At 39.2% G+C, this 5,777-nt stretch carries 4 protein-coding genes; all 4 read left to right on the forward strand.

Annotated elements, in window-relative coordinates:
* Positions 1 to 123: 123 nt before the first annotated feature.
* The 4 genes from QME58_13395 to QME58_13410 are packed head-to-tail and all read left to right on the forward strand — an operon-like array spanning position 124 to position 5,726.
* The gene (locus QME58_13395; GenBank protein MDI6804809.1) at positions 124 to 2,802 is read left to right on the forward strand and encodes a hypothetical protein; all 2,679 of its coding nucleotides are present in this window, start codon (positions 124 to 126) and stop codon (positions 2,800 to 2,802) included.
* Positions 2,753 to 5,098 (forward strand): hypothetical protein, encoded by a 2,346-nt coding sequence (locus QME58_13400; GenBank protein ID MDI6804810.1) that lies wholly within the window; start codon positions 2,753 to 2,755, stop codon positions 5,096 to 5,098. The genes QME58_13395 and QME58_13400 overlap by 50 nt, the downstream gene beginning before the upstream one ends.
* A 2-nt stretch (positions 5,099 to 5,100) precedes the next feature.
* On the forward strand, positions 5,101 to 5,550 hold the full coding sequence (locus tag QME58_13405; protein ID MDI6804811.1) for a hypothetical protein: 450 nt from the start codon (positions 5,101 to 5,103) through the stop codon (positions 5,548 to 5,550).
* Positions 5,550 to 5,726 (forward strand): T9SS type A sorting domain-containing protein, encoded by a 177-nt coding sequence (locus QME58_13410; GenBank protein MDI6804812.1) that lies wholly within the window; start codon positions 5,550 to 5,552, stop codon positions 5,724 to 5,726. The genes QME58_13405 and QME58_13410 overlap by 1 nt, the downstream gene beginning before the upstream one ends.
* Positions 5,727 to 5,777 lie beyond the last annotated feature (51 nt).

The following is a 5,777-nucleotide window of genomic DNA, read 5'->3' on the forward strand; positions in this document are numbered from 1 at the left end:
GAAAATTATAATAGGGCTTTAGATGAAACTTAAAATTTACTCTCTCTCTCTCTCTCTGCGGGATCGGCGGTTATACCGATCATTTCAAGTTTTATTTTTAGTCTGATATTTTATTCTACCACGTTGGGACAGGTATTAATACGCGATACAGTTGTTATTGGCAAAACAGATCTCAAATATAACAAAGGTGTATTAAGTGGTACATCTACCAACATCGGACCAATTTATTTGCCAGAAGTAGATTGCGGCTCAATTACAACGGACCTCGATGGAATGTATGACGACAATATTTTAATTCCTAGATGGGGGGGAATACTTGGTATAGCATTCGATAACAGGTGGGGGCATGCCGGTGATGGAAACCATAACGGTGTTGGGGATAGGTTTTTAGTCTACGATATATCAGGATCGCTGATAGGGAGCTATGTATTTGAGCCTGAAATGTACGATACAGTTGTCGTATTTGGCGATACTATTGTTTACCCAATTATGCAAGTGTTCATTCCCGTGAGACAATGGAATCTACTTCGCTTCCGGCTCTACATCAAGCGGTTCGATGAACAACCTGATGGAACTTTCAAAGACAAGATACTGAAGCCGAATTATCCTGTAATGGATACTATTCGTGCTAGCTATATTACGAATTATCCCCCAAACCCAATACCTCTTCATTTGAGTATGCCTACTTACAGGCATACAGGAAGGATTGTATTCCGCAGCAGAGAACCTTTTCATTACGGAATGGGTTTAATTACTGATTATGCAAATGTCTATCTACTCCGCTACACTTCAATAGATAGTACACCTGCTACAATGCTCCCACCGACTAGTGGACCACCCTATACTGGAACTCCGATTATACTCCCATACGAGGGAACTTACCGATTGATCGTTACTGGTGGTTCTAACGCACACGATGACCTGATAATGATATCACCCGATACAGCTACAATATTGACCGACGCACAAAATCATATTGGCGATACTGTAATTATCGGACCTTATCCAGCCGGTACGCAGCTTCAACTTGGCATTGTTTCTCATACAGGATTATGGAGTGGGCGAACTACTTACCCATGTGTTACTCAGTACTTACTTGCAGATTGGGGAATGTCGTTCGAGGGATGGACGGACTTACTCTTTGACGAACTCGGAGTGCGGTTAGAATGGAATGCCGGTGTTGCAGACCACCTTGAGTTGTTCACAATTCCTAAAGTGATAGACTATGGAGATACTGTTGATTTACAAATAAGAGCTGTCGATAGTACGGGTAAGTTTGTGCCTCTGGAGAGTACCTACTTGTTTACAATTGCGATGCGCGATACCAACAGCTACGGGTATCTGATGATGGACGGAGTGGTTGATACATTTTTCTACGTGTGGGCAGATTCGGGTGTGGGTAAAGGGTTACAATTTGCGGCAACCGGAACTGTTCCAAAGGATACCGTAGTTGAGATTCCTTTTTATTTAACTGCAATAAACTACGCTGAAGTACAACCGTCGAAAGCAGGAAGGATGAAAATTGGTATGAAGATATCTGAACCTCAACCTGATTCGATATTTTCGGAAACAACCAAACCGGTGAAGATGAGGGAGATTTTACTCGGTGAGACGAAATATTATAATGCGAGGATTGTGAACGGCGAGTTACAAATTGAAGAGTTTGCAGAAGCGCAATCAACCGGTTTGACTTCTGTTAATTTTACAGTTGAGAAATATTTAAGCACGGACCAACGCCCCAACGGAAAACGGCTCGGAGTGTACTACGAGTATAGGGACGATAAAGGAGTGAAGTTCGATTCGACGCGGCAGATACGGCTTATCGGAAGATACTGGAGCAGTGATTCGGTTTATTTAGTAAGACTCACAGCAAAATATCATGGGAAGGAAGATAGCAGGATTATTGAGGTGAAGAAACCGAATAAGTTGGGAAATAAGCATCATACAGCAATAGATGTTTTTAATAATCAATATAATCTTGATAGCGTTATAATATTTCATGCAGGTGTGGAAGGTATCCCACCACAACTTTTGAAAGGACAAATTGAAAAAGAATCGAGTTTTCGTCCAAGCTATAATTATGAACCTTTCACCGATGCAAGTGAAGTGCAAGGTAAAAATTGGTTGGCTCGTATGAAGAACAATCCTTACTGGATTGATTCAACAGGAGTCGGTTATAATACGCTCCCAAGTAATCACTCGTATTTGTGGCGTATTGGAACCCAGATTCAGTACCCTAATTCAGTGCAAACAATATGGGATTATTATAATGGACGTCCTCACTATTATCCAAAGGAAATATATTCGATTATTAATAAAGTTTGGAACAATACACTACGTGATCCCAGAACCAGAGAATTGATCGATTCAGGTCTATCGGCGTTTGAATCGGTTGCGCAAGCAACCCATTTTGCGAATGACTCTCTTCCAGGTTATCTACGGGATAGTTTTAAAGGTGGATTAATAAATATGATAGCTCAGACTAGAATTTCTTCTTCCTATGGATTGCTTCAGTTAGTCTATTTCTACGGTGTTATGAATACTATTCAATATCAATATCCTGAAAGTCAGAGTCATCTACCGGAGAAATTAAATGAAGTTGATACCTCTTTTATTTATGCCATAAAGCATTTGAAGATGTTATTTAACTATAAAAAAATCAAAGAAAATTCTACAGCTTCAACTGGCTGGAAGCAAGGCTATGGTGGAACGTTTAAAGCTGTTATTGGTCAATACAACACAAGTAATAAATATGTCATCGATGTTTTTAAATATTCTAAAAACTATTTACCCATTCGATAAAGAAATTGGAGATCGTATGAAAAATGTATTCCTCTTATTGTTATTGGTTTCGTTTACTTTTATCATTTCAAGTCAATATTGTTTTTCCCAAAATAGTTCCTACGATTCATTGAAAGTCTTAATTGATCATCAGTTACAATCAATACTTGGCTTGGCGTACGAGGTAGGCGATATTATTGAAATTGATAAAACCTTGGGTCTTGTGGGAGGGCGGGTTGTAGATGGTGAGATTGAGGATCCTTACGGGAAATTACAGCATTGTGTTCTTTTTACGGCAAGCCCACCATGGGATTTAAGGGATGAATTGAGAAACATGGTCGGTGTGTTCAAAGATGGAAGTGTTCTGTGGCACTCAGATACATTGATCTACGGTGTTAGTGGTGGGGAGATCTATGGTACTTGTGACTTAAATCTTGATGGGAAAGTTGATATTATCACCTTGTGGAATCACAATAGGGATATGTGGATCTATAGCTGGGATGGAACAAACGGTGTAAGATTGAATTCCCAAACAGAGGGTGTATCTGAAATATCTTCGGTACCACGTCAATGGGATTTTGCTGATCTTGACGGCGATGGTATTCTTGAAATTAGAAATTTAGATGCTGAAGATGGTTCTCTGTCCTGGAGTTGGAATGGAGAAGAATACGGAGTATGGTCCAATACACCCCACGTCCCTTTTACAACATGGTTACCTGCTAAAAGTGCGACTGCAAAAATAAGTGTATGTGTAAATTTGTCAGATACTCTATTTCTATACACGTATACCATAAAGAGTGATACAACAAGTAAAAGGCGAATTAAAAGTATTCATTTTGGAAACGGTGGCATCACGATAACCGGGAACTCATTCAATGGTTGGAAATTCTTAGGTGGTCATATGCTACCATTCTGTTGGGATATGATTGGGCTTGATCATCAAAACTTCATAAAACCTGGTGAACAAAAAAGTGAATTTATAGCGAAATCTCAATTACCACCAGCAATACTAAAATATTATGTTCAATCTGAGCGGGGATTTATTAAGTATAATAGTATGGACTACACACTTGAGAATCTATTATATGATATCACAACAAACAGTACTTCTGGTATAACAATTGGTCCTATGATAGTAAACTTACCCTTTGATGGTCTCAACTTCCTCGACACACTCAACTCTTACACCACCCAATCCCGCACACTCGGCTGGATAACGGAGCAATCAACGGCAGAGAAGTATACAACGCTCTTTGATAGTGCTAAGTCGCAGCTTCAGCGCAATGCAATCAGGGCAACACGAGCAACATTAGATACTGTTTTAGCAAATGCAAATAGAGATAGCAGTGGTTATTTATCAAGCGAAGCGTATGCACTAATTTATTTTAACACAGAGTACCTGTTAAATCAATTGCCATCTCCACCGCCGCAATACAACCTAAACATTAACGTTATAGGCAACGGCACTGTAACAAAATCACCAGAGCTTGCTTTGTACGATAGCGCCACAACAGTAACTTTAACCGCAAATCCATCAACAGGTTACCGCTTCAGCGGTTGGAGTGGTGATGTAAATAATCCTGATAATCCTTTAATCTTGGTCATGAACAGTAACAAAAATATAACTGCAACGTTTACTATAAAAACATACACAATCAACTCAACCGCCGGACTTAACGGAACGATAACACCTTCGGGAACGGTTATAGTCAATTATGGAAGTAACCAAACATTCACAATCACTCCCTCCCAAGGCTACCACACCGACAGCGTTTTTGTAAATGGCAATTATATCGGTGCAGTAGGGTCATATACATTTACAAATGTTACATCAAATCAAACTATACACGCAAAGTTTAAAATAAACACATACACACTAACAATCCAACCAAATCCAAACGGAGTTGTTACTAAAAACCCGGATCAGCCGGTTTACAATCACGGAGTGGCAGTCCAGCTTACATCCACACCCAATACAGGATACGAGTTTGTCGGCTGGGGCGGAGATTTGCACCAATACACCGATAACCCGATTACATTTGAGATGAATAGCAATAAAAACATTTCGGTTTATTATGAACTAGGTTCAATACAGTTACCTACATTTACAATAAATGTTACAATTGCAGGTAGTGGAACTGTAACAAAAACACCCAACCAGCCAACTTATGAGCCGGGTACAAGCGTAATACTCAATGCAAAGCCTGCCTCTGGGTTTAGATTTGTTGGTTGGAGCGGCGACGCAACGGGAACAAGCACAAAAATAACAATCTCAATGAACGGCAATAAAAATATTACAGCAACATTTGTGAGGTAATTATGAAATACTTTATGCTAACAATTATGTTGATGCTTGCAACTACAACCTGTAGTACGAGTGAAGTCAATGTATATAAAATACCTTTTGCCTCGAAAGATAACACGATTGAATTATCCGTTCAAAATATATCTGAGCTATCTTTATCAGGTATCAAGATAATCGTTATCGATGCTCCATCATGGATGAATTTTAAATCGAAGCAGAAAACAATTGAAGCGATTGCACCGAATGGTGAAAATACTGCCGAGTTTATTTTTTCTGTAGATAAATCGGCAGTTGTGAATAAAGAAGAGTCGATAACATTTGCTATCTCCTCGCCTACAGGAGAAGTCTGGACGAAACAAGTAAATATCGTAGTAACTCCGCCTGAAAGATTTGAGTTATACCAAAACTATCCGAACCCTTTTAACCCGTTAACAATTATCAATTGCCAATTGACAATTGGGTAATGTTAAAAGTTTACGATGTTTTGGGTCGTGAAGTGGCAACGCTTGTGGATGAGTTTAAAGAAGCCGGTTACCATGAGGTTGCCATTGATGGAACTAATTACTCTAGCGGGATATATTTTTACAGAATTCAATCTGGAGGTTTTATGCAATTGAAAAAAATGATGGTTGTGAGATAGGATTGGGCAATAGGTATAGAACATTCCGTCTAGTGCGAATTAAAAAAAAAG

The organism is Bacteroidota bacterium, from assembly GCA_030017895.1.
GTDB lineage: Bacteria > Bacteroidota > Ignavibacteria > UBA10030 > BY39 > JASEGV01.

Bases quoted from the DNA above. Each gene is read 5' to 3' on its own strand.
- QME58_13405 (MDI6804811.1), top strand. From the start codon at position 5,101: ATGAAATACTTTATGCTAACAATTATGTTGATGCTTGCAACTACAACC.
- QME58_13400 (MDI6804810.1), top strand. From the start codon at position 2,753: ATGTCATCGATGTTTTTAAATATTCTAAAAACTATTTACCCATTCGAT.
- QME58_13410 (MDI6804812.1), top strand. From the start codon at position 5,550: ATGTTAAAAGTTTACGATGTTTTGGGTCGTGAAGTGGCAACGCTTGTG.